This is a genomic window from Seonamhaeicola sp. ML3, from assembly GCF_023273855.1.
Lineage (GTDB): Bacteria > Bacteroidota > Bacteroidia > Flavobacteriales > Flavobacteriaceae > Seonamhaeicola.
Map to the genome: position 1 here is coordinate 1,716,475 of NZ_CP096884.1, position 20,666 is coordinate 1,737,140.

Sequence of the window (20,666 nt, forward strand, 5' to 3'; positions counted from 1 at the left end):
GGCCTAAAATGCGTACAAAATTTAAAAAATCGTATCGATTTGCGATTAATTCTTCGCTTTATATAACCATTTATATAACGCTCATAACAGGTGTTTTTTTATTTTACTATCACGAGTTAATATGGTATCATTTACTTTTATTCGCTTTGGTAGTTTATCTTTTCTCTTTTGCAATTATTCAATTTAGAGTAGAACGTTACATATACAAGCGCGTAAAGAAAATCTATGATGATTTAACACTATTGGAATCAGCCAGTCTTACCAAGGGTGCTATTACTACAGATATGCGAACCTTAACTCAAGAAATTGATAAATACGCAAAGGATAAAAAAATTGAAATTGAGACGTTACGAGTTAGGGAGCAATACAGGAAAGAATTTTTAGGTAACGTTTCCCATGAGTTAAAAACACCGTTGTTTACTGTTCAAGGTTATATCTTAACCTTACTAGATGGTGCAATGAACGATGAGAAAATCAGGAAAAAGTACTTAACCAGAGCAAGTAAGGGCATTGAGCGCCTGGGCTATATTGTAAAAGACTTAGATATGATTACCAAGTTAGAGGTTGGGGATTTAAGTCTAAATACTGAAGACTTTGATATAGTAGAGCTCATAGAAAACGTATTTGAAATGTTCGAAATGAAGGCTGGGAAAAAGAAAATTACCTTGACCTTCGATATGGATTATCCCGAACCAATATTGGTAAAGGCCGATAAAGAACGAATACAACAAGTTTTAGCCAATCTTATTGTAAATTCATTAAAATATGGCAGGGAAAAGGGAACTACAGAGGTAAGTATTGAGAATCTTATTAAAAACAAAGTTATTGTGCGCGTTACCGATAACGGTGAGGGTATAGAAAAAGAACACCTTGGGCGTCTTTTTGAGCGTTTTTACAGAGTAGATAAAAGCGGTTCCAGAAAGGAAGGTGGTTCCGGTCTAGGACTTTCAATTGTTAAGCACATCATGGAAGCCCATAACGAGAAAATATATGTTGAGAGTGATTATGGCGTAGGTAGTGAGTTTTCGTTTACCCTAGAAAAGACTAAATAACTCTTTATAATCTGTTTCAAAATTGAAAGACTTTAAACCTTCAAAGTCTTTTGTATCTTCAATCTTTTTAATTGAAAAATCGTCTTGGTTACAGCTTGGTACAAGGTTTTGCCTTGTAAGTCGTTCTGCTAAATATTCTTGTTCAAATTGTCCGGGTGTAGGTATAAAGAATGCTTTTTTGTTCAACTTTGCCAAATCCATTACAGTAGTGTAACCGCTCCTGGAAATTATTAATTCACTTTCGTTAATTGTTTTTTCAAGAAGTTCTGAGGTCATAAAGTTATATATGGTTATATTTCGATTGACCTGAATGGTTTGTTCTTTTTCCATTTTGCCTTTAACAAAAACAACTTTTCCGGTAAAATCTTTAAACGCTTCTAGAAGCTTTTCTTCCAACAAGGTGCGTTGTGGTTCTGGGCCAGAAATAAGAACTAAAACCTTGTTTACATAATTAACATATTGCTTCTTAAACCTACTTAAGGGCCCTATGTATTTTGTTGGTATATCGAAGTTTTCTGTGTGACCTAGTTTTCCGCTTAAGTTAGGAGTGCCCTCAATATCAGGAACCCAACATTCATCAAACTTTTTTATGATTTTTTGATGCATCTTGGTGCTTAACCAAGTCGTGCTTCCGCTTAGAACGTTCAACTGGTGCGTAATAAAAACCGAAGGCACTTTTTTACTGTAAACCCCCAGTCTATTATCCGAAATAATACCAGAAATACTGTGGGTCTCTACAATCTCTTTTACAGTTTTTTTTTCGTCCTTAACGGCTTTGAGTAGTTTGGGGGAATCTTTAATCAGTTTTAACTTGAAGTTCTTGCCTTTTTTAGCGTAGGTTACGTTATATGGAGGCAATTCTATAGATGAAACTGTAGGGAACTCTTTTTGTAGTAGAGAAAGTGCTACACCATCACTTGCTATTATAGGATGAAAGTCATGTTCCAAAAGAGCTTTAATAATTGGAATACACCGGGTGGCGTGTCCAAGTCCCCAATTTAAAGGAGCTATTAAAATGCGTTTTTTATTGTGTTTCACTTAATATTTTATTTAGGCCTAAATTAAAGTAAAAGCCTTAAATCTATTTTTGAAAGAAAACAAATATAAGCATACCACCACTCTTGTATATTTCCTTAATTTTACCAAATATTTTTAAATAATAAGAAATAGTTAAATTAAGTGGGCAGCAAGAATAAGCTAAGAAGATTCAAGGAGAATGAAACGTTTTCTAACGTATATCAACCTAAGAGAGAGATGTTGGTCGATGAAGAATATGAACTCAAAGGCCAATGGCGAAATATTGTTTTTAAAAACGAAAATCCAATCGTGCTTGAATTGGGATGTGGTAAGGGTGAATATTCTGTGGCTCTGGCAAAAAAATATCCCAATAAAAATTTTGTTGGTATAGATATAAAAGGAGCTCGTTTTTGGCGTGGTGCTAAAACTGCTATCGAAGAGGATATACCCAATGTGGCATTTTTGCGCGCTCAAATAGAACTTATTGACTATGCTTTTGATGCCAGTGAGGTAGATGAAATTTGGATTACATTTCCCGACCCTCAAATAAAATACAAACGTACCAAGCATAGAATGACCAACACCGATTTTTTGAGTAAGTACAAACGCATACTTAAACCAGAAGGTGTAATAAATTTAAAAACAGATAGTGAATTTATGCATGGGTATACCTTAGGGCTTTTACACGGGGCAGGCCACGAAGTACTCTATGCAAATCATGATGTTTATAAGCAGGAAGGAAGCCCAGAGGATGTAACAGCTGTTCAAACGTTTTATGAATCTCAATATTTAGAAGAGAATAAACCAATTACGTATATTAGATTCAAAATTAACTAACATTGAACATTACTTTTATTTTCTTTCTAGGTTTGGTAATAGCCTTGGTAGGTGTTATTCCTCCTGGTTTGTTAAATATGACGGCTGCTAAAATTAGTCTAAAAGATGGTCACAGTAGAGGCATCATTTTTTCTATAGGTGTGTGTGTAATCGTAGCAGTCCAAACTTATATTGCGTCGGTTTTTGCGAGTTATTTAAGTCATCATCCCGAGGTAATAGATGTACTTCAGCGCGTAGCATTTGTGATTTTTGTACTCATAACAGTCTATTTCTTGTTTATTGCTAAAGCCACCACAAAGCAACAAATTGAACCTAAGATAAGAAGTAAGCATAGTCGATTTTTTCAGGGGATTTTATTGTCTGCTATTAACGTGTTTCCTATACCTTATCAGGCTTATATGACTATTACATTGGCGTCTTTTGGGTGGTTGAATTTTGAGCAAATAAATATAATTTCTTATGTAGCAGGAGCTGTATCTGGAACTTTTGTAATGCTGTATATGTATATTTTCTTTTTTGATAAAATAAAGGACAAAACATTCACTTCACAAAAAAGTATGAATCGCATAATTGGCGGCATTACAGGTATAATTTCTGTAGTTACGCTTATTAATATCATAAAGGAGTTGTAGCTTATGAAACCAGAAACTTTAAGTTTTTTCGAAAAAGTTTTTGAAGTCGCTCGATTAATACCTCATGGTCGTGTAACAAGTTATGGCGCTATAGCTAAATATCTTGGAGCGGTTAGAAGTGCCAGAATGGTTGGTTATGCCATGAACGGCTCTGGAGGGAAAGATGTACCTGCTCATAGGGTGGTAAACCGAAATGGTTTGTTAACTGGAAAACATCATTTTGATGGAACAAATCTCATGCAACAGCTTTTGGAAAGTGAAGGTGTAGAGGTAGTCGACAACCAAATACAGCACTTTAAGTCTGTATTTTGGGACCCTTCCAAGGAATTGTAATTATATCCTAATTATTCAAAAATTTACAAATAATTACTAAAAAGACATACCCAAACCTATGCTAGTGGTCGAAAACTTTTGATCTCCAATATTTAAACGTTCATAACCAGCGCAAACTTTATATTGATTGATGTAATAGTTTATTAATCCATAAAACTGAGTTATAGAACTGCCGTTTATAGCAGTAAAATTAAAATTTGATTCTATACTAATAGGTTTTGTGATAAAGGCTTCGGCACCCAAGCCAAAAGTAAATCCTAATTGATTTACACTACCATCCACGTAAGATGTTCCTACGCCCCACCAGCCGTCAAAGGTTTTGCGTCTTATTCTATGGTATTTAACCAATGCCGTGTAAATAGCGAGGGTATGATAACCAAAATTAGGATTGTTTTCCCAGAGTTGTAGGTAGTCAAGTTCAAGTGCTAACTTATTGTAAAAGCGCATGTCTAAGTTTAAGTGGTTACCATCTAAAGTGGTGTTTTCAAAAATATACCGCGATGAAATAGAGGTTCTGCCAACAGCAGAAAAATCATTCCATTGGTAATCGTAATTACCAATATTAGCATTGGAGTAGGGTTGTTTTGTTAGTATGGCATTACTACTTGGGTGGTCTTTCTCGAAAGGGGTTTCTATAAGAACGCCGTATAGGGTATAGGCGAATAGATTAATGGCTAATCTACCAATGGTTTCCTTAACCAGAATTTCACCGAGGTTATCGTCGCTATCGCTTGTGCTATTACTCCTTTTAGATTTGGTTCTAGAGGTCTTTTCTCGTTCTTTAAGGCTTTCTTCGGCTTTTTCTAATTTGCTTTGCCCCGAAGCCGCAATAGATATACTAATAAAGAGAAATATTAAGGTGTATTTATGAAACATCGGCCAGTTTTATTTTACGGGTTTTTGAACATAAACTATACCAACTTTTCAGTATAAATATTTTGCATTAGATAATAAATAAAACTTCTCATAGCACGCTTCTATCTTCAGCCGTTAATGATTATCTTTGCGTTTAGAATTAATCTGAATAAAAATGAAGCTTAATAAGCAAGATATATTAAAGGCTCTAGAGTATATTACAGTACCCGGAGAAGGTCAAAATATGGTCGAAAGCGGAGCGGTTACTAACGTTGTTACATTTGGTGATGAGGTCATTGTAGATATTACGATTAAAAACCCTAGTCTACAGGCTAAAAAGCGAACAGAAGTTGATATTCTAAAGACCATTCATGAGCAGGTTTACGAAAAGGCAAAAATAACAGTTAACGTAAAAGTTGAAGCTCCTGAAAAGCCTAAAGCCAATGTTATTAAAGGTAAACCAATTCCAGGAATTACAAATATTGTTGCCGTAGCATCAGGAAAAGGAGGTGTTGGTAAATCTACCGTAACAGCAAATCTTGCAGTTTCATTATCTAAAATGGGGTTTAAGGTGGGTGTTTTAGATGCCGATATCTACGGGCCATCGATTCCGATCATGTTCGATGTAGAAGCCGAAAAACCATTGGCTGTTAATGTTAACGGAAAATCTAAAATGAAGCCCATTGAAAATTATGGCGTAAAAGTCTTGTCTATTGGGTTCTTTACACAACCAAACCAAGCGGTTGTTTGGCGCGGGCCTATGGCAGCAAAGGCGTTAAACCAAATGATTTTCGATGCACATTGGGGTGAATTGGATTTTTTACTACTTGATTTGCCTCCTGGAACGGGAGACATTCACCTTAGTATTATGCAATCTTTGCCAATTACAGGAGCTGTTGTGGTTAGTACACCTCAAAATATTGCTCTGGCCGATGCCAAAAAGGGAGTGGCCATGTTTCAACAAGATAGCATACAAGTGCCAGTTTTAGGAATTATAGAAAATATGGCGTACTTTACACCAGAAGAATTACCAGACAACAAATACTATATTTTTGGTAAAGAAGGCGCTAAAAATTTAGCAGAAGATTTAGGCGTTGCATTATTGGGTGAAATTCCATTGGTGCAAAGCATAAGAGAAGCGGGTGATGTTGGTAGACCCGCAGCATTACAAACTGCTACACCTTTAGAGCAGGCCTTCGATGAACTTACACGAAATGTTGTAGAAGAAGTAGTAAAGCGAAATGACAGTTTGCCACCAACAGAGGCAATTAAAATAACAACAATGGCTGGTTGTTCGGCAGTTAAAAAATAAGAGAAATGACTTCAGAAGAGCTAAAAGAAAATGTTTTAAAAGCATTAGATGAAATCCGCCCGTTTTTACAAAGTGATGGTGGAGATATTTCACTTTTATCGATAGAAGATGATAAGTTGGTAAAAGTGCAGCTTCAAGGTGCTTGTGTAGGCTGTAGTGTAAATCAAATGACCTTGAAATCTGGAGTAGAGATGACCATTAAGAAACATGCGCCTCAGATTGAAGAGGTGATTAATATCGATGCCTAATCTTCCAGCATAAATTAGAAAAAGTATTTAATCACCCTTTTTACTGAAAAGGGTGACTTCAAAACTTTATAATTTTAAAAAATCCTTAATTTTTTTAATTCCTATCAAATTAGTAGAGAAAACTTTTAATAGTTTCATTTTCTTCACTTAAATTTGCGGCACGAATTATGATATGCCTTTGGCAATAAATGTTTTAACATGGAAGATGTAAATATCAAGATAACAGATAGAGATGGAGTAACGCACGATATTGTTGCACCAACAGATATGGCTATGAATTTAATGGAGGTTGTACGCTCCTACGAATTAGCACCAGAAGGGACGATAGGCGTTTGTGGTGGTATGGCTATGTGTGCATCTTGTCAGTGTTATGTTAAAAGTGATAATGACTTACCGCCAATGTCTGATGATGAGGAAGCCATGCTTTCTGAGGCCTTCGATGTTCAAGATAATTCGCGTTTAGGCTGCCAAATTCAAATCACTCCAGAAATGGAAGGGTTAGAAGTAGAATTGGCTCCTGAAAGTTAACGTCATTGCGAGGAGTGAAACTACGTGGTAATCTTTTGAAATAAAGAACCACAAGATTTTGATTGTAACCCTTCCGTCACTATGTGACACCTTCCCTTGTCAAGGGAAGGAACCTTTTTAATTTAATTTATCGATTTTCAACCAACTTATTTTTATTTATTCTAAATAAAATTTATATTTGTCCTGTGGATTTAGAAAAGGATTTGGAATACTGTTACGAAATAAAACAAGCTACGTTTTGTAAGTACGTTTTAACGACACCTAACAAGGAAATACGTTTAACGTTTCCTCAAATGTTAGAGTTGAGACGTAAAATCAATGCTTTAACCACATTCGAAAAACTCAATTACATAATTAATAACGAAAATTTCGTTCTTCTTTTTGTTGCCGATAAACAACACTTACTTTACTTAGATATCCCCCAATTACTAAAGCTAAAAGAAGAGATTGAGTTGTTTTTTGTCGATTTCACTCAAGTTTTAGTTTAAATCCTAATGTTTATTTAGACTTTTTTTAAATTTCGAAAGAGTCTACTGCCCGCTAATTTTTATCGTAACTTTGTTAAAAACAGGAAAGTTATGAAAACAACAGCTATAAGAAAACAGATGTCTATCCATCCAGACGTGATGGATTTGTTGAACAATCAGATTGCTATGGAGATGAAAGCTTCTGCTTCATATTTGGCCATGGCCTCTTGGTGTGATCAACGTGAACTGCTTAATAGTAAAGCCTTTTTCTATAAGCAAGCCGAAGAGGAAAGAGAGCATGCAATGAAGATTTTTACGTTTATAAATGATAATGGCGGAGGTGCCGTTTCCCCAGATGTGAATAACGTAAATAATGATTTTGAAAGCCTTAGAGGGATTTACGAAAAGGGATTAGAGCAAGAAATTGCAGTTACAGAATCCATTTTCAATATTTTTAAGGCAGCCAGAAAAGAAGGCGACTTAATCAGTGAGATCTTTTTACAGTGGTTTATTACAGAGCAATCTGAAGAGGAGGATACATTTAGAAGTATTATTGATGTGTTCGACCTTATGGAAGGTATGCCACTTAAAATGATTGACGAAAGACTACCAGAAGAGTAGGAGATAAAACGTAAATTATACCAAATCGTTTTGGTATCTTGAAATGTTCCTAGTTTACCACCAAACTAGGAACATTTTTTTTATCGTTCCATTTTTAAATTTCAACCAGCACAAAGGGGAGAATTTTTGACTATAATAGTCTTCGGCTAAAATCTTAAATGCATCGAAATTCAACCATTCAACTTGTGGGTGTGGAATTACAAGCCAATCTTTTTTATTGGGTATGTAGAATTTACATCCCCAAAATTCCATTAATTCATCTTTTGATATGTAAAAACCAGCTATACAGCTGTTGTTTAGCGTTTGGAACTTTATATTTTGGTTCTTATATGGAAGAAAAAGCTGTGCTTTAAAATAGACTTGTTGGGAAACGTTTTTGGGGTTCAGTTCTAATTTGTCTAAGTAAGATTTAGTGGTTTCAGAGAACAGTAATGGTAATTGTTTTTCTTTAAGTTTTAATAACTTTTCAATAAGAGTATCTTTTCTGTTTGGACCAACACAATGCTCTATTTCGGTATGGCCAACCGAAGGGTCATAAACATAAAACTTGTATATAATTTCCAGATGAATGGGTTTGCCTTCTTTTTTTATTATGCAATCCAGCTCACCTAAAGTTATTTTCTCTTTTTGAATTTGAAGGTTTTCGGTTATTATCGAAATGGTGTTTGTGCTTTGTAGTTGAAAAGAAACAAAACGCTCTATGTATTTCCCCAAACGTAGATTAGAATCGATGGAAATATTAATTTTTGAAAGCGTTGATTCAATGTTAAATTGCTTGAGGCCAAAAACCACATCGTTTTTCCATAAAACTGGGGTTTTTAAAAAGCCTTCGTAGCGTTTTTGGAGCATTAAATTCGTAGCTTGTTGTTTAAGTTCTGTAATTAATCAACTTCACAGGGCCTTCCAAAAGTGTCCTAATAATTTGAAGTGTACCATCATCTTTGGTAGCGATATGCCATTTAATTAATGCAATAGCACCGTTTTCTATTTCTAAACCTGTTATGCTTCTGGGGTGAACACAGCTACCGTCGTTAAAAAACGCAATATCTCCTGGTTCTGGAAAGCGTGGTCTATGGGTATGCCCGAAAATGGTGAGCAGATTATTATTGTTGACAATCCATTTTTTAGCCCTACGCTCTACTTTAATAAGTTCTTTATAGTTTTTTGCAGGGCTGGTAGGGTCTGCAATGCCCATAACATTTAAAGGTTTCCAGAGTATTCTAACCAAGAACCGACTCCATTTCCAAAACAAAAAATTCCACCAATCGGCTTGATGTCCATGCGTTAAAAAAAGTTCTTGTCCGTTATCTTCATGCTTTAAAACAATAGCTTCGTTATACGTTATATCACCAAAAAGTTCCACTTTCTTTCCTTCCTTGGGGTCAAAATAACTCGAAAGGTTTTTCTTTACATAATTAGGGTTTCGGTATACCATATCGTGGTTCCCCCAAATCATATGTAGTTTGTTTTCTTTATGAAACTCACGCATTAACATAAACACATTTTTGTGCGCGTGTAAGATAGAAGTGAAGGAGATGTTTTCCCAAAGTTCGTCGCCATCGCCTAACTCACAATATTGAAATCCTTCTTGGTAATAATGTTTTAAGGCGTGAAAGTAAATATTTCTATTATTGGCAAAATCATCTGCGAAACTATTGTCGCCACGGTGGCAATCGCTAAAGAGGATAAATTTATCGCTGTCGCCAAACGAAACTATTTTAGCATTTTTGTATGCTTGATCTAGCCTTTTCTTAGATGAAAACATAAACCCGTATTAGAATAGGATAAATATAGCCAATATTACTCGACCTAAAGCCCTAATTTTTTCAATGCCTCTGGAAGCATGCGACTCACAAATTTACTGTAAGCCACTGCAGAGGGGTGTAGTCCATCGCTGGCTACAAGTTCTGGTTTTTCGAGACCCTCTCTGGTTATATCGGTAATGTAGATATAAGTAATGTCATTAGCATTACAATAATTCTCTATGTAGTTATTGTACTTATCAATACCATTCGAAATTGTGCTTCTGCCATTTCCAAATGGTGTGAATGCATAATCGGGGATAGATACCACTATTAAATTTTCTTTTTCCCCTTTCGCAAATCGAATAGCATCATTCACTAGTTCAGGAAATTCTGTTTCAAATATGGAGAAATCCCTAACTTGAAACTGGTTGTTTACACCTATAAGTAGAGTCGCTAAATCGAAGTCATTACCAAGATTTTCATTTGCAATAGCATTTTTTAAGTTAGTAGTAGTCCAACCCGTTGTTGCTATTACTTTTAATTCAGCTGTTAAATTTTCAATACGTTCAATGAGACTGTCCTTGAGTTGTTCTGGAAACCTGCATGTTTCACAAACGCTTTGTCCTATGGTGTAACTATCTCCCAAAGAGAGTAATTTAATGGCATTGCTTTGTACTTCAGAATCATTAGGTTCTTCGGTATTAGTTTCTACAGAAGTTGAAGAGCAGCCTAAGTAGAATAATAATATTAGGCCAAAAAAGAGGGATACATTTTTCGAGTTCATTTTTCTTTTAAAGATACGATTTTAAAAAATGACTCGCACATAACAAAAAAAGGTGTTTCCTCATTAAGAAACACCTTTTTTAACTGATGAACATGAATTGCAATTAATGCAGAGCATATTGTAACCCAAAGGTTACATTATAATTCTGTTTTAATTGAATACCATTTAAATCCTGATAAACGGGTGTAGTGATTTCAGTAGCAAAACGAAGTCCTTTGAAAGCACCTGCGTTAATGACGTAGTTCAAACCAAAACCAGAGTTTATAAAGGTTGCACCAGAGTTTACCGTATCGGCTGTAGTTACCATCATTGGATTCAATAGTGGACTTGTACCTTCTATTTCACCAATCAATACACCTTCCAACCTTACAGAAACACTTAAGTTGTCTCCTGCTTTTGCAGCAAACCAGTTGTTAAACCTATATTGATTACCAAATTTGTAATCTTGGTCATTGTCGTTAATGTTTACTAAGCCTGTTAACTGATGCCCCCAAGAGAACTTATCGCATTGGCCAAGGTAAGTTAATCCTAATTTTGCTCCAAAAGAACCTGTGCCCAATTGCATAGGGTAAGGTAATTGCATCTCGTTACCCATAGACATTGGAGTAAGATCTTTGGCTTCAATGCTTCCCGTTGGAATGTTTACTCCAAATTGGGCATGCATCGCTTTATTGTTCTTATTAAAAATACTGTAAAGCGCACTTACCATCACATCGCCTAATCCTGAAGTGCTGGTAGCAAATTGGTTGCCATTGCGTATTATTAGGTTCATATCGTTCTCAAGATAGTTGGCCATAACCATTAATGTAATTTTGTTACTGGGTGCATACATTGCGCCAAGCATATGCATATTCATAACCATATCTACAGGAGCAACCATATAGTTTGTGTGCGCATCGGCATTTGTAGCATCTTCTGTGCCTTGTCTTAATTGGCGCATATCCATGGTCATGTAACGGTAGGAGAACATAATACCTCCCTTACCGTGAACGTGATCTCCCATAACACTAATTGGGGCGTGGCCATCTGGTCTGCTTGAAGACCACAGGTCTGATTTATTCTCGTGATTTTCGTGGCCGTGTTGTGCAAATATTGAAGTTGTAGCAATACATAGCACTGCTAAAAATAATTTAGTTTTCATTGTTTTTTTCTGAATTTGATATAATAGATTGAGTTTGCCTTTCGGAAGTTTTCCTAAGGCGTAATAAAATAATGTAGTATTTTTATTATATCAATTCTGGAGGTTGGTTATTTTCCTCGGCATACAAGAAGTTATACAATGTATGATATGAAAAAAGGGGGCTATTTGATTGATAAAGACCAATGGGTTTTTCTAAGCTCATAAATTCAACAAAACCAATGGGGTAGTTCTCCATGTTAACCGAAAGGGCAGATAAAGGTTTCTGGTCCTTTTGCTTTTCGATTTCTTTTACTAGGTGACACTTACCGTTACACTGTAGCTCAGGTTTGTCTTTGTTAATACACAAAAACTCGGCAATGTAATCTTGATTAAGCACATATTCTAGACAAGGTTGTATGGGTCTTAACATGGCTGTTAAGTAAAGAAACACAAAGAATATGGCCGTAGTTTTATACAAGAATCAAAAAAATTTCAGCAAATATAATATTTAGAGATAAATATTTTGTCATGTAAATAGTTTACTTTTATTGAAGTGCTTGTTAAAATGAAAAGGGCTAATATAATCAATATATCAGCCCTTTTTAAATTACTTAAAATACTTAACGAAACTAGTTTAACTGAAATTCCTTAAGGTCACTTTTTTTTTCAGGTGCTACGGTCTTTTTAAAAAGTGGGTCTGCACCAATAGTGCCTACCAAACTCGTAAGGTATGTTTCAGACTTAGCATCTTCATATAATACTTTTACATTATTAAGCCTATCTTGAATGTTTAATTCAGAAACTAAATTTATGTTATCTGGATTATTAATAAAGTCTTCTAAATAGTTTATTTGAGAACTATAGAAAAGTATGTCTTTTTGCTGCTTTAATCTCAATCGTTCTTTGTACCAATCGCTATTTAAGACGTAATCTCTATCAAAATACTTACGCAACTCTGGGTCGCTAATGTCTTTACCTTCGTATTCGCCATATGCCATGATATGTAATAGTATTTTTAATGGCGGAATTGCAGCTTCAACACTACCATCGGCAAAGTAGTTAAGGGCTACTTTTTGTTGGGCTTCCACAATATTATTAATACCATCAACATAATCTTCCATACCTTGTAATTCTGGTTTTAACATGCGTTTGTTGAAAACAGCTGTAGGCTCGTCGAACAATCGGTTTAAGCATAATAATGCAAACGTTTTGGTGATTCTGTACCCTAGTCTACTTGCTAAAACTTTTTGACCTTCGTATTCAAAATCCTCAAGTTTTTCCAAAGAACCATTGGCGATAAGGTTTTTGGGGTCGCGGTCTTCAGGAGCCATTCTTGCCCAAATTTCTGGAATTAATAAACTTACGTCGTGGTCGATTTTATTCTCGGCACCAACATAACCAGCTGCCGTGCTAAATCCATTAGATTCTGTTAAAATATGGGATAATAAAGCATTATTAAGATCTGTAGTTGGTGTAAGCATATTAAATGGTGCTTTTGTTAAAGCGCCCTCAGAACCAGCTCCTGTGGTAGATGGAGACTTACCTGTTAAACTACAAACAAAATCCATAAACAACTCTGGGGTTTCTTGATAATGAATTGGGTTGTAAACAGCTAATGGTCTAATCCCAGCCTTCTTGTCAACCGGATTATTTCTTCTTCCAGGTAACACCGCATTTACGGTATGAATTACAGGGTCTTGTAGCTTTATTTTTCTTTTTAAACGTACACCCATATCTGAAATGTAGGAGGCTTCGGTTTCATTATAAAATCTGTTTGGCTCCAAATAACGTGGGTTTTTAGTTGGCAAACCATCTTCTATAATTCTTGGGTGAGATGGTAAAACAAATTGAATATCGTCTTCGCCGCTATCTATAATTTCTTTTATAAAGTCTTGAACAGGTTGCGTGTACTTGTCGTAATTAATGGTGTCTTCATAAATTTCAATAGCATCCTTTTTGGTCAACATTTCATAGTTGGTTAAAAATCTGCCGTTTGAAATAATATCTAATTCAGCCCCTTTATCATAACCTCTTACAATCGCTTCATCTGGTCTTTGGAAAAGATGGGCCTCACAGTTTATCAACACTTTTACACTCTCATTGGTGTATTCTGGGTTTAGATCTTTGAACTGATTTCTGGGAAGCGTTACAGAAGCCGAAATATCATCTTCAGTTTGAATTTTTTCACTGGCAGCAAAATCAGAACGCAATTTATTAAGCATCCAATTGCCTTGTTGGTTAAACCCAATACGTACATAGCTACCTACTACAGGAGTATTGTTGTATAACAATGAAGTGCCTTTAACACCATTGATTATATCTACAGACATCATGTCTTTCCAATTAAGGTTCGCACCATGGGCTTGTCTAAATAAACGTTTTACAAAAAGCACTAACGAGCGAATATGTACTGGGATGTTTTCTAGCCAAGTGTTGAATTCATCTGAGTTTTCAGGTGAAGGCGTTAATAGTTTTACCACCGAACCTAAGGTTCTTTTTTCACTTAAGAACGACCTTGATTTTGGTCTGTTTGGGTCTTTAACTTTCCATCTTGTGGAATAATCAAATTCAATGATTTCATCTGCTTTTTTAAAGTCTTCTTCAATATTATGAATATTGAACCTGCCATAGGTAATGGCATTTTGCATAGACTTTGAAATTTCAGATTTACCACCACCGGATACGGTACAAGGTTTATGACAAAATACACCTTCTGGATAGGTTTCTACAATGCGCCATAAATCGATAGACTTGTGCTTTTCCAATCTTAATTTATTACCAGAAGGGTGTATGTAGGTTTTAAAAGGCGATAGTTTTAGTTTTTGCTCTTTTCCTTTGTAATTCCAAGTAATACTATTGGTGTTTGTATTGAAATATGACGATTCTGGGATGTATAAAATATTTGGGTATTTGTTGTCTACAGCATAATTCTCTGGTTTCACCGTTATGCGGTCTCCTAATAGGGTTTTTACATCTTCAAACGTATGGTCTAAACCATAGAATTGGTTATAGTCGTTACAGTTTACGGTATCTCCCATTACACGTCTTGCATAGGCGATAGCACCTCCAGCATGTTCTTCTTCTAGCATACCAAACAGGTTGGCAGAGTAGCTAATTTGGGTTTTAATTTCCTTTTTAGAGTACCCGTAATAGTTGTCTGCAATTAGCGTTACTACTACGCCGCTTTCATCTCTACACGTAATTTTAAAAGCACCGCCATCGTTATAGAGTTCGTTTTCCTCTATCCAGCACATGCCGTCTTTTTTCTGGCGGTCTGTAGCGTCATCAAAATGAGGTAAACCAACATCTTTCTTTTTTAGTTTTAATAATTGTGGTGCAAGAATGATACATCCGGTATGACCAGTCCAATGTTCTGGGTCTAAGGCGGCGTCGTTGTGCGCTAGATTAGGATTACCGGCATTACCAAATATGTTTTCCACAAAATCCAGGTTACTCACTAAAGAGCCTGGAGCAAAAAAGCGCACTTCCAGTCGTTTTTCTGAAATAACACCTTTTACCTCTGGGCATACCACAGGTCTTAAGAGCATAGAAACCATAGTTTTGGCTTGCTCTTCTTGATTTGAAGTGAATGGTAAAGTGTTTAATTCATCTGAAGGTTTAAAGGCCTCATTAATAAAATGGGCTAATACCACTTTAGGAACTTCTTTTTTATCTAACGGCACCGGCAGTGGGCCTTCAACAATATGAAACGTACCTTTGGTCGTTCTCTTGTCGTGTAACGGGTTGTTTAAAATTCCTTGTTTAAGGCGTTTAGAGTTTACCAAATCGCTTTCAAAAGAATTGCCATCGGGTGGTAAGCTGGCCTCTCTGGCCTGTCCCTTTTTAGAAAGGATTAATGTATTGTTAGGGAGCTTATAGGATTTATCGACCGATACGTCCTTTAAATACGCGTCTATGAAATTTTGGATTCTAGCGTCAGCAGGAGCTAAGTGGTCTGCTAAAAGCCTCGATTTTTCTCTAAGGCTCATTATTAGAGGACGTGTGGTTTTTTCAAATTCGGGATCACAAAATTTTTCCGTACTACCTTCTTTGTCTTTAAAGGTAGGTTGTCCAATAGATGCCAATTGCGTGTTTATAAACTGGACAATGTCTTTTCTTGATTCTTCCATGGTTGTTTTAACTTTAATTGTCTGTATATCATATAAATGATGAACAACAAAGTTAGCACCCGACTTTCGCCTAAAAACTGTCAAATGTCATGTTTAGGGTTTATTTTTTACGATAACGATGTAGTATGATAAAACAGAACTAAGCTAATTTGAATGAAAAAAATATGAGATGTAAATTATTGGACTTACCTTTAATTCCAGATGGATAGAAATAATTGTTTATTCTGGTCTGCTTTTTTTAAATCCATTAGATTTTCAGTATTGGCTTGCTTTCAGAATTAAGTTTTAGCCAATACCAATATAAACAGATGAGGCCTTTTCTGTAAAAAAAATGATAATAGGGTATTTTGATTACATCGTTATTGGATTTTTAATATTCTTGAATATTAGATTCTGGAAAAAGAAAACTGAGATGAAAACCGGATGTATTCTTGGTGGTGTTTTTTTTGGGTTCATTTTACCACTCATTTCTATGATCATTGAACTCCAAAGAGTAAAAATGACAATAGGAATTATTGATAATTTTGAAGTTCTTTATACTTATTTGAGATTTCCTAGTTATTGGGGAATTGGAATTATTCAAGCAATAGTTGTTAGTGTTAAACGAAACAATATAAAAGTTGGCCGAGAAGACGAAATTGATCAAATAGGGAATGATGAAGATAATAAACCAGCTGAAGTTGATTAAATCAGTTGAATTTAACTAAATCACTAAAATAACTGATGTTATGAAAGCAAAGTATTTTTTATACATATTAATTGCATTTTGGGTAATAAAAATATGTCTTAGGGTGTTTCAAGCCTTTATTGTGGAGTACTTTATTTTAGATTTAGGTATCGAACCTTTTGATTTAGGGCTTTTTGCTGGTGTTCTTGATTTTTTGTTCTATATATCGCTAATAGGTCTTTTGATTAAAATAGCTCTTTACAAGAACCGGTCAGATTTTTTAAACTCCTAGTAATTTTATTTAAAAGCATTTAACCCCGTAACATCTAGTCCTGTAATTAATAAATGGATATCATGAGTGCCTTCGTAAGTGATTACACTTTCTAGGTTCATCATGTGGCGCATAATGGAGTAGTCGCCGGTTATGCCCATGCCGCCCAGTATTTGTCTGGCCTCACGAGCAATATTAAGCGCCATGTCTACATTGTTGCGTTTGGCCATAGAGATTTGTGCAGAGGTAGCTTTACCTTCGTTTTTTAAAACACCTAAACGCCAAGCTAATAATTGGGCTTTGGTGATTTCAGTAATCATTTCAGCCAGCTTTTTTTGTTGCAGTTGAAATTGCCCAATGGGTTTGTCAAATTGTATACGTTCTTTACTATACCTTAAAGCGGTGTCGTAGCAGTCCATGGCTGCACCAATAGCACCCCATGCAATACCGTAGCGAGCAGAATCCAAACAGCCCAGGGGAGCACCTAATCCCGATTTGTTGGGTAATAAATTTTCTTTGGGGACTTTCACATTATCAAAAATAAGCTCGCCCGTGGCCGAGGCACGTAAAGACCATTTGTTGTGGGTTTCTGGAGTTGAAAATCCTTCCATGCCACGCTCTACAATGAGTCCATGAATACGACCTTCTTCATTTTTAGCCCATACCACAGCAATTTGTGCAAAAGGGGCATTACTGATCCACATTTTAGCACCATTTAAAAGATAGTGGTCGCCCATATCTTTAAAATTAGTAACCATACCGCTAGGGTTGCTGCCATGGTCGGGTTCGGTAAGGCCAAAACAGCCCATCCATTCGCCAGAGGCCAGTTTGGGTAAATTTTTTTGCCGTTGTGCTTCGGTACCGTATTTATAAATAGGATACATTACTAAAGATGATTGTACCGAAGCTGTAGAACGAATACCAGAATCACCTCGCTCTATTTCTTGCATTATTAAACCGTAGCTTATTTGGTCTAAGCCAGCGCCGCCATATTTTGCCGGTATATAAGGGCCAAAAGCACCAATATCTGCAAGCCCCTTTATAATTTGAGTGGGAAATTCGGCTTTTTGTGCATAATCTTCAATAATAGGAGATACGTCGCGTTTTACCCATTCTCTGCAGGCATTTCTAACTAATTTATGTTCTTGGGAAAGAAGGTCGTCTAAGTTGTAATAATCTGGTGCTTCGAATAAATCTGGCTTCATGAATTTAAGATTATTCAGGTTTACAGCTAATTTATTGAAAATTTACGATTGATTTGTTCTATGCTTAAGGATTTTTAATTTTTAAGGCCCAAGACTTTTAGAAGTGGGCAGTCTTCACTTAGTGTGTAGTACGGAATTGTGAATATGGTTTTTAGAATTTGATTATTCTTTGCGCCTTTGCGAGAGATTTTATTTAAAATTTACATTTTCAAATAAAAATCTTTGGTGAGGTTGATATAGTCCTCGGTATATTTATGCCTATCGATTTCAATAATCAATTCTTCTTTTTGAATTTCGCTTTTACGAAAAGAGAATTCTATAAGACTTCGTTTAATTTCTGAAGTAGGATTGCCTTTTATATGCAGTATATTATTTGGGTAGAGGTTTACTTGTGAAGCAAGTTCAATGAAATGAGGTTCTTCTTTAAAAGGAATAACCACGCAAAATGTTCCGTTTTTAGAAAGTAGTTTAGAAACACTTTCAACTAAATGGTCAAAAGGCATGGCATCTTGAAATCGGGCTAAATCCCTTGAATTGTTGTCGCTTTTGTAGTCTTCAGAATAAAAAGGAGGGTTTGACACAATTAAATCATATTTATCGTCAATTTCATCTACAAATTCTTCAAGTGAAGCATGGTAGCAAAAAAGACGGTCGCCCCAATCAGATTGTTCGAAATTATCTACACATTGCTCATAGGCACTGTCGTCTATTTCTATACCATCTATAAGTTGGGCGAAACTTCGCTGTGCCAACATTAAAGCAATTACCCCAGTACCAGCTCCAATGTCTAATATTGAAAACGGATTAAGATCTATGGGTGTCCATGCACCGAGTAAAACGGCATCTGTACCGATTTTCATGGCACATTTATCTTGATTTATTGTAAATTGCTTGAAAACAAAAGGTTTTTTAGACATGCGTGAGTTTTAATATGCCGCAATAGTAAAAAATTAAAGGCAATTGTTGAAAATATTGTTAAAACTTTATAATGACCAAGTCTTAAAAGTCTTCTAATTACGTATATTGGTAGAGTAAAAAGTTGATTATTGTGAAACAAATTGAACCCATTATTGAGAAGTTAAATGATTTACTTGTATTGAATGAAGAGGTAGAAAGTACCTATAAAAAAGCAAGTGAAAAGCTTAAATTTGCAGATAATATTGCTTATTCTAAACAAAGAAGTTTAGAAAGAGCTCAATTTGTAAAGTCCTTAAAAATAGAATTGGCTAAACTCGAAGATAAAGTAGAAAATGCCATTGTTTTTAAAAGAAGACTTCAACTGGTTCGTTCTAATTTAAAAACGCAACTAAAGATTGGAGACGATTTAGAATTTGTTAGCAAGGTTTATGAAATTGAAGTGTTGTCTTCCAATAAATATGACGAATTGTTATCTCAAATAAACTTACCGCTATCGCTGTGTAGAATGTTACTTAAACAACGTGATAGTATCGAAGCTAGGTTGCGTATCTTAGATAGAGGTGAAGGCGTTATTGTCTAGATTTCTCTTCCCCCTCCCTTTTTTATAAATACAAGTCGATTAAGCCTTCTGGGGTTTCTACTACAATTGTTTTATTGGCTCGGTTTACTTCAACAATGAATTCATCATTCATTGGGATTAATATTTCAACACCATTTCGGTCAATTTCAAAAAGCGCCTGGGCTGTTGAGTCGTTAATTGAGGTTATGGTTCCTACTTTCCCAAAGTTTTTGTCTGTGATGGTAAATCCAATAACCTCATGGAAATAAAATTTGTCACCTTCTAATTTAGGCAGTAATTCCAAAGGAAGATACAGTTCGGTTTTTATAAGCATATCTGCATCTGCTTCAGTATCGACATCTTCAAATTTTATTCTGAGAAGGTCCGATTTATGAAGTTGTGATTTTTCAATAAAAAAAGGTACTAAGTTGTTTTTCAATTCTATAAATATGGCATCAAGATTGTCATATAGGTCGGGTTGGTCTGTATCCAGTTTGGCCAGAACCTCTCCTTTAAAGCTATATTTCTTTACAATTTTGCCTAAGTAAAAATAGTCGTCTTTTTTCATGACAAATCAATTTATTATTTGTCACCCTGAACTTGTTTCAGGGTCTTGTTTTTAAATTTAACAGATGCTGAAACAAGTTCAGCATGACACGGGTTTGTTTAAATAAAAAATCCCGCCAATGGCGGGATTAAAAGTATAAAAATTTAATTTTTATGCTTCTTCTTCGTTTTGCTCTGGAGCAGCTTCCTCTGCAGGAGCTTCTTCAGTAGCCTCAGCTGTTACTTCTTCAGCAACTTCTTCCTCTGCAGCTTCTTCTTCAATAGGAGCAGCAGCAGCGATTCTAGCTTCGTTAACTGCTTTTTCAGCAGCTAATGCTTCAGCCTTAGCTTTAGCTTCAGCTTCAGATAAACCGTCAGCTTTAGCTTGTACTTTTGCAGCTTTTTCTTCTAACCAAGCATTAAATTTTTCTTCAGCTTGCTCTTCAGTTAAAGCACCTTTTTTTACACCACCTGCTAAATGATTCTTTAATAAAGCACCTTTATAAGATAATAATGCTTTAGCAGTATCAGTTGGTTGTGCACCATTTTGTAACCACTTTACAGAACCGTCAACATCTAATTCAACAGTTGCAGGGTTAGTGTTTGGATTGTAAACACCTAATTTTTCTAAGTATCTACCATCTCTTTTTGAGCGCGAATCCGCAGCTACAATCCAGTAAAAAGGTTTCCCTTTTTTACCATGTCTTTGTAATCTAATCTTTACTGGCATAATAATTAATTATTTGAGGTTCCCGACCTCTGTTATTAATGAGGGCGCAAATATACTGTAATATTTTTAATAATCAGTGCTTTAGTTGT

At 35.5% G+C, this 20,666-nt stretch carries 24 protein-coding genes; 12 read left to right on the forward strand and 12 right to left on the reverse strand.

The genetic code is table 11. From position 1 onward, the window contains the following. The first annotated feature begins 8 nt into the window (after positions 1 to 8). The gene (locus tag M0214_RS07735; protein ID WP_248724896.1) at positions 9 to 1,052 is read left to right on the forward strand and encodes a cell wall metabolism sensor histidine kinase WalK; all 1,044 of its coding nucleotides are present in this window, start codon (positions 9 to 11) and stop codon (positions 1,050 to 1,052) included. Here M0214_RS07735 and M0214_RS07740 read toward each other — a convergent pair. After that, positions 1,035 to 2,090, reverse strand: coding sequence for a glycosyltransferase (locus M0214_RS07740; RefSeq protein ID WP_248724897.1), 1,056 nt, complete (start codon positions 2,088 to 2,090; stop codon positions 1,035 to 1,037). The two genes, M0214_RS07735 and M0214_RS07740, sit on opposite strands and share 18 nt — an antisense overlap. Before the next feature lie 141 nt (positions 2,091 to 2,231). Here M0214_RS07740 and trmB point away from each other — a divergent pair, with 141 nt between their 5' ends. From trmB to M0214_RS07755, 3 genes are read left to right on the forward strand one after another with little or no spacing between them, the layout of a single operon-like run. Next, on the forward strand, positions 2,232 to 2,906 hold the full coding sequence (gene trmB / locus M0214_RS07745; protein ID WP_248724898.1) for a tRNA (guanosine(46)-N7)-methyltransferase TrmB: 675 nt from the start codon (positions 2,232 to 2,234) through the stop codon (positions 2,904 to 2,906). A gap of 2 nt (positions 2,907 to 2,908) precedes the next feature. Continuing rightward, positions 2,909 to 3,538 carry a LysE family transporter gene (locus tag M0214_RS07750; protein ID WP_248724899.1) on the forward strand — a complete coding sequence of 210 codons (630 nt, stop codon included), beginning with the start codon at positions 2,909 to 2,911 and terminating at the stop codon, positions 3,536 to 3,538. Between the two features lie 3 nt (positions 3,539 to 3,541). Continuing rightward, entirely contained in the window at positions 3,542 to 3,871 is a 330-nt protein-coding gene (locus M0214_RS07755; protein ID WP_248724900.1) for an MGMT family protein, read from the forward strand. 36 nt (positions 3,872 to 3,907) lie between these two features. Here M0214_RS07755 and M0214_RS07760 read toward each other — a convergent pair whose 3' ends face one another. Further along, complete coding sequence (locus M0214_RS07760; protein WP_248724901.1) at positions 3,908 to 4,747, reverse strand: hypothetical protein; 840 nt, start codon at positions 4,745 to 4,747, stop codon at positions 3,908 to 3,910. A gap of 154 nt (positions 4,748 to 4,901) precedes the next feature. On the opposite strand from M0214_RS07760, the gene M0214_RS07765 reads away from it, so the two are divergent. The 5 genes from M0214_RS07765 (at position 4,902) to M0214_RS07785 (ending at position 7,902) form a co-directional block, all read left to right on the forward strand. Beyond that, a complete protein-coding gene (locus M0214_RS07765) occupies positions 4,902 to 6,038 on the forward strand; it encodes an Mrp/NBP35 family ATP-binding protein (RefSeq protein ID WP_248724902.1) in 1,137 nt (378 codons plus the stop codon). A gap of 5 nt (positions 6,039 to 6,043) precedes the next feature. Further along, positions 6,044 to 6,286: a NifU family protein gene (locus M0214_RS07770; protein WP_248724903.1), complete on the forward strand. Its 243-nt coding sequence runs from the start codon at positions 6,044 to 6,046 to the stop codon at positions 6,284 to 6,286. Positions 6,287 to 6,484: 198 nt separating this feature from the next. Continuing rightward, entirely contained in the window at positions 6,485 to 6,814 is a 330-nt protein-coding gene (locus M0214_RS07775; RefSeq protein WP_248724904.1) for a 2Fe-2S iron-sulfur cluster-binding protein, read from the forward strand. A gap of 185 nt (positions 6,815 to 6,999) precedes the next feature. After that, positions 7,000 to 7,302: a hypothetical protein gene (locus tag M0214_RS07780; RefSeq protein ID WP_248724905.1), complete on the forward strand. Its 303-nt coding sequence runs from the start codon at positions 7,000 to 7,002 to the stop codon at positions 7,300 to 7,302. Positions 7,303 to 7,392: 90 nt separating this feature from the next. After that, positions 7,393 to 7,902 (forward strand): ferritin, encoded by a 510-nt coding sequence (locus tag M0214_RS07785; protein WP_248724906.1) that lies wholly within the window; start codon positions 7,393 to 7,395, stop codon positions 7,900 to 7,902. A gap of 54 nt (positions 7,903 to 7,956) precedes the next feature. Here the strand turns inward: M0214_RS07785 and M0214_RS07790 are convergent, their stop codons facing one another. The 6 genes from M0214_RS07790 to M0214_RS07815 form a co-directional block, all read right to left on the reverse strand. Further along, positions 7,957 to 8,751 carry a DUF1853 family protein gene (locus tag M0214_RS07790; protein WP_248724907.1) on the reverse strand — a complete coding sequence of 265 codons (795 nt, stop codon included), beginning with the start codon at positions 8,749 to 8,751 and terminating at the stop codon, positions 7,957 to 7,959. 19 nt (positions 8,752 to 8,770) lie between these two features. Beyond that, positions 8,771 to 9,667 (reverse strand): metallophosphoesterase family protein, encoded by an 897-nt coding sequence (locus tag M0214_RS07795; protein WP_248724908.1) that lies wholly within the window; start codon positions 9,665 to 9,667, stop codon positions 8,771 to 8,773. A 44-nt stretch (positions 9,668 to 9,711) separates the two neighbouring features. Beyond that, entirely contained in the window at positions 9,712 to 10,431 is a 720-nt protein-coding gene (locus M0214_RS07800) for an SGNH/GDSL hydrolase family protein (RefSeq protein ID WP_248724909.1), read from the reverse strand. A gap of 103 nt (positions 10,432 to 10,534) precedes the next feature. Further along, on the reverse strand, positions 10,535 to 11,572 hold the full coding sequence (locus M0214_RS07805) for a transporter (RefSeq protein WP_248724910.1): 1,038 nt from the start codon (positions 11,570 to 11,572) through the stop codon (positions 10,535 to 10,537). 85 nt (positions 11,573 to 11,657) lie between these two features. After that, positions 11,658 to 12,029, reverse strand: coding sequence for a hypothetical protein (locus M0214_RS07810; protein ID WP_248724911.1), 372 nt, complete (start codon positions 12,027 to 12,029; stop codon positions 11,658 to 11,660). A 151-nt stretch (positions 12,030 to 12,180) separates the two neighbouring features. Further along, complete coding sequence (locus M0214_RS07815; RefSeq protein WP_248724912.1) at positions 12,181 to 15,681, reverse strand: hypothetical protein; 3,501 nt, start codon at positions 15,679 to 15,681, stop codon at positions 12,181 to 12,183. 331 nt (positions 15,682 to 16,012) lie between these two features. On the opposite strand from M0214_RS07815, the gene M0214_RS07820 reads away from it, so the two are divergent. Both M0214_RS07820 and M0214_RS07825 read left to right on the forward strand, forming a co-directional pair. Continuing rightward, positions 16,013 to 16,369: a hypothetical protein gene (locus tag M0214_RS07820; protein WP_248724913.1), complete on the forward strand. Its 357-nt coding sequence runs from the start codon at positions 16,013 to 16,015 to the stop codon at positions 16,367 to 16,369. Positions 16,370 to 16,409: 40 nt separating this feature from the next. Further along, positions 16,410 to 16,640 carry a hypothetical protein gene (locus M0214_RS07825; RefSeq protein ID WP_248724914.1) on the forward strand — a complete coding sequence of 77 codons (231 nt, stop codon included), beginning with the start codon at positions 16,410 to 16,412 and terminating at the stop codon, positions 16,638 to 16,640. A gap of 5 nt (positions 16,641 to 16,645) precedes the next feature. On the opposite strand, the gene M0214_RS07830 is transcribed toward M0214_RS07825, so the two are convergent. Both M0214_RS07830 and M0214_RS07835 read right to left on the reverse strand, forming a co-directional pair. Continuing rightward, on the reverse strand, positions 16,646 to 17,824 hold the full coding sequence (locus M0214_RS07830; RefSeq protein ID WP_248724915.1) for an acyl-CoA dehydrogenase family protein: 1,179 nt from the start codon (positions 17,822 to 17,824) through the stop codon (positions 16,646 to 16,648). A gap of 200 nt (positions 17,825 to 18,024) precedes the next feature. Next, a complete protein-coding gene (locus M0214_RS07835) occupies positions 18,025 to 18,741 on the reverse strand; it encodes a tRNA1(Val) (adenine(37)-N6)-methyltransferase (RefSeq protein WP_248722015.1) in 717 nt (238 codons plus the stop codon). 131 nt (positions 18,742 to 18,872) lie between these two features. Between M0214_RS07835 and M0214_RS07840 the strand changes: the two genes are divergently transcribed. Then, positions 18,873 to 19,322, forward strand: coding sequence for a DUF2383 domain-containing protein (locus tag M0214_RS07840; protein WP_248722016.1), 450 nt, complete (start codon positions 18,873 to 18,875; stop codon positions 19,320 to 19,322). Between the two features lie 22 nt (positions 19,323 to 19,344). Here M0214_RS07840 and rimM read toward each other — a convergent pair whose 3' ends face one another. Together rimM and M0214_RS07850 are read right to left on the reverse strand one after the other, a co-directional pair. Then, on the reverse strand, positions 19,345 to 19,869 hold the full coding sequence (gene rimM, locus M0214_RS07845) for a ribosome maturation factor RimM (protein WP_248722017.1): 525 nt from the start codon (positions 19,867 to 19,869) through the stop codon (positions 19,345 to 19,347). Between the two features lie 150 nt (positions 19,870 to 20,019). Further along, positions 20,020 to 20,577 (reverse strand): 30S ribosomal protein S16, encoded by a 558-nt coding sequence (locus tag M0214_RS07850; RefSeq protein ID WP_248722018.1) that lies wholly within the window; start codon positions 20,575 to 20,577, stop codon positions 20,020 to 20,022. Between the last annotated feature and the right edge of the window lie 89 nt (positions 20,578 to 20,666).

Coding starts and splice junctions, on each gene's coding strand:
- M0214_RS07795 (WP_248724908.1), bottom strand. CDS start 9,667: ATGTTTTCATCTAAGAAAAGGCTAGATCAAGCATACAAAAATGCTAAA.
- M0214_RS07800 (WP_248724909.1), bottom strand. CDS start 10,431: ATGAACTCGAAAAATGTATCCCTCTTTTTTGGCCTAATATTATTATTC.
- M0214_RS07770 (WP_248724903.1), top strand. CDS start 6,044: ATGACTTCAGAAGAGCTAAAAGAAAATGTTTTAAAAGCATTAGATGAA.
- M0214_RS07760 (WP_248724901.1), bottom strand. CDS start 4,747: ATGTTTCATAAATACACCTTAATATTTCTCTTTATTAGTATATCTATT.
- M0214_RS07830 (WP_248724915.1), bottom strand. CDS start 17,824: ATGAAGCCAGATTTATTCGAAGCACCAGATTATTACAACTTAGACGAC.
- rimM (WP_248722017.1), bottom strand. CDS start 19,869: ATGAAAAAAGACGACTATTTTTACTTAGGCAAAATTGTAAAGAAATAT.
- M0214_RS07785 (WP_248724906.1), top strand. CDS start 7,393: ATGAAAACAACAGCTATAAGAAAACAGATGTCTATCCATCCAGACGTG.
- M0214_RS07850 (WP_248722018.1), bottom strand. CDS start 20,577: ATGCCAGTAAAGATTAGATTACAAAGACATGGTAAAAAAGGGAAACCT.
- M0214_RS07775 (WP_248724904.1), top strand. CDS start 6,485: ATGGAAGATGTAAATATCAAGATAACAGATAGAGATGGAGTAACGCAC.
- M0214_RS07815 (WP_248724912.1), bottom strand. CDS start 15,681: ATGGAAGAATCAAGAAAAGACATTGTCCAGTTTATAAACACGCAATTG.
- M0214_RS07825 (WP_248724914.1), top strand. CDS start 16,410: ATGAAAGCAAAGTATTTTTTATACATATTAATTGCATTTTGGGTAATA.
- M0214_RS07820 (WP_248724913.1), top strand. CDS start 16,013: ATGATAATAGGGTATTTTGATTACATCGTTATTGGATTTTTAATATTC.
- M0214_RS07790 (WP_248724907.1), bottom strand. CDS start 8,751: ATGCTCCAAAAACGCTACGAAGGCTTTTTAAAAACCCCAGTTTTATGG.
- M0214_RS07765 (WP_248724902.1), top strand. CDS start 4,902: ATGAAGCTTAATAAGCAAGATATATTAAAGGCTCTAGAGTATATTACA.
- M0214_RS07835 (WP_248722015.1), bottom strand. CDS start 18,741: ATGTCTAAAAAACCTTTTGTTTTCAAGCAATTTACAATAAATCAAGAT.
- M0214_RS07735 (WP_248724896.1), top strand. CDS start 9: ATGCGTACAAAATTTAAAAAATCGTATCGATTTGCGATTAATTCTTCG.
- M0214_RS07805 (WP_248724910.1), bottom strand. CDS start 11,572: ATGAAAACTAAATTATTTTTAGCAGTGCTATGTATTGCTACAACTTCA.
- M0214_RS07755 (WP_248724900.1), top strand. CDS start 3,542: ATGAAACCAGAAACTTTAAGTTTTTTCGAAAAAGTTTTTGAAGTCGCT.